At 54.5% G+C, this 1,864-nt stretch carries 2 protein-coding genes; one reads left to right on the top strand and one right to left on the bottom strand.

The features are described 5' to 3' along the window. The first annotated feature begins 452 nt into the window (after positions 1 to 452). Positions 453 to 698 carry a hypothetical protein gene (locus LPU83_RS38175; protein ID WP_024319269.1) on the top strand — a complete coding sequence of 82 codons (246 nt, stop codon included), beginning with the start codon at positions 453 to 455 and terminating at the stop codon, positions 696 to 698. A 100-nt stretch (positions 699 to 798) separates the two neighbouring features. On the opposite strand, the gene LPU83_RS38180 is transcribed toward LPU83_RS38175, so the two are convergent. Then, the coding region (locus tag LPU83_RS38180; protein ID WP_197901933.1) for a thioesterase domain-containing protein at positions 799 to 1,864 on the bottom strand (1,066 nt) is incomplete at its 5' end.

Consider the following 1,864-nt stretch of genomic DNA (forward strand, 5'->3'; position numbering starts at 1 on the left):
AGAGCCTTGGGTGTGTCTGCGGTGATGTTTCGGCGACGTCTTCAACATCGCAACATGCCCTGCAAATAGCAACCACCGCGCCGCCGGTCTAGTCCCTTGAATACTCAGCGGGCAACGCGAGCCTAACTAAGACTCGTCCGCTTAAGGTCAGCGTCGTCAATTTCCATTCGGCCGCTTTCGCACCTCCGGCGCACAAACCGCCTGCCGGCTCGATCATCGATTGTAGAAAGGGCAATTAGCTGCGGTTGCCGCTCTTGAAGGGAATTGAACCAAGGATCCCGTTCTTACAAAAAGCCATCCGTTCAAAGTCAGGATCGAAGTATTTTCGACCCACCCATCGCTGGTTGCTGAGAAACCACCCTCGATTCGACGGCTGCTTCGCGCTTGTCCGCGTTTCTCGCTGCCTCGTCCCTGCCTACGGGCGTTTTATCCAATCCGTTCAGGAAGTTGAAATGGTCGATGATCGCGAGACAGTGGCGACTTCCGGATCGCGGATGGCCGAGGGGTTGTCGCCATTCGCCTGCTTGCCACCGAGCCCAAGGTTGGACGATCCGCAGATCGTTACCGCAAGCCCGGTGAGGACGCGCTTAACGGCGGCGTTGCGCGTCGAGGTGGACTTCCCGAAAATCCCGAAATACGCGGATCGGGCGCTCCAAGGACGTCTGATGCGCACCAACCTGCATGCGTTCGGTGCATAACGCCCATCGCATTACACTCGAAGGCGATGGCATGAGGAAGCAAAAAGCAAACCTCACACTTGACTGACGCGCGAAACGCCGAAATCAATAACAAATGACATCAACCAGGCGAACGAAAGTCGATCCGACGAGACTGTACCTGTCCGGGGTTTACCGGACGATTCGAAGCTTTTGTTGTCAATGAGCGGTTTAAGGCCGTCGATAACTGTCGAGCCAGAGCTCGACGGTTTTCTGGAACATCCATCATCGTCATGTGGTCGCCTGGCACCGGTATGGTATGAATGGTCGCCTCACTTAAAACCCTGTCCCAACCCCGCATGGGCGAACTTGCCTCAGGACTCATTGAATTTCTCCGAGGTCGCGCCCGACGGCTGAGGAGAGGCCCGTTGGCATAGAACTGGTGGATCTCAACCGGTAGGGATGGAACTTTATACGAGTCCAGCGCCCTTTGGAACTGCGCAATCTTTTCATACATCAAAACGTCGTTGTGGAGATCACGATCGAGAGGCATCGCCCCAATTTGCTGTGCCTTTTCAAGCAGCTGGGCAATTGAACTTTGTCCAACAAAGCGTTCCAATATTTCGAAGCGCTCATCATCTAAGGATTCAAATGAATTCAGCAGCACTTCTCGTACCTTTTGGGTGGGCGATATGCTTGATGGATTTGCGGGTAACGCAACATCGATGAGAGCGATGAATGATACAGCTTCGTCGAGACTCAGCAAGTGCTGGGCAATTGCGTAAGCCAAGATTGCACCTGATGAGTATCCAGCAAAGCGGTATGGACCCCGTGGCTGGCTCTCTCTAATCGCCAGGATCACCTCCGCGGCTATTCCCTCTAGAGTTGGTGGACAAACTTGTTTGAAAGGCGGCCATGGCAGAGCGTAGATGGGACAGTCTACGTCCATTTCCTCCACCAAACTGAGGACATAGGAACAATCGCCCGAACCTGTGGGAACAAAGAACAGCGGTGGTTGTGATCCGGTTGCCTGAACGGAAATCACTTCCGGAACGCTGGGCCGTCGCTGAAAATGAATCTTTGATGTGAGTTCCTTCAATATGGGGGCTTCGAAGAGATCGGCGGCGCTAAACTTCAGCCCAACGGCGAGCGTTCGACCGAGCAACTGCACCGCCAGGAGCGAATGGCCGCCGAGTTCGAAGAAGTGG

It is taken from the genome of Rhizobium favelukesii, assembly GCF_000577275.2.
GTDB classification, from domain to species: Bacteria; Pseudomonadota; Alphaproteobacteria; order Rhizobiales; family Rhizobiaceae; genus Rhizobium; species Rhizobium favelukesii.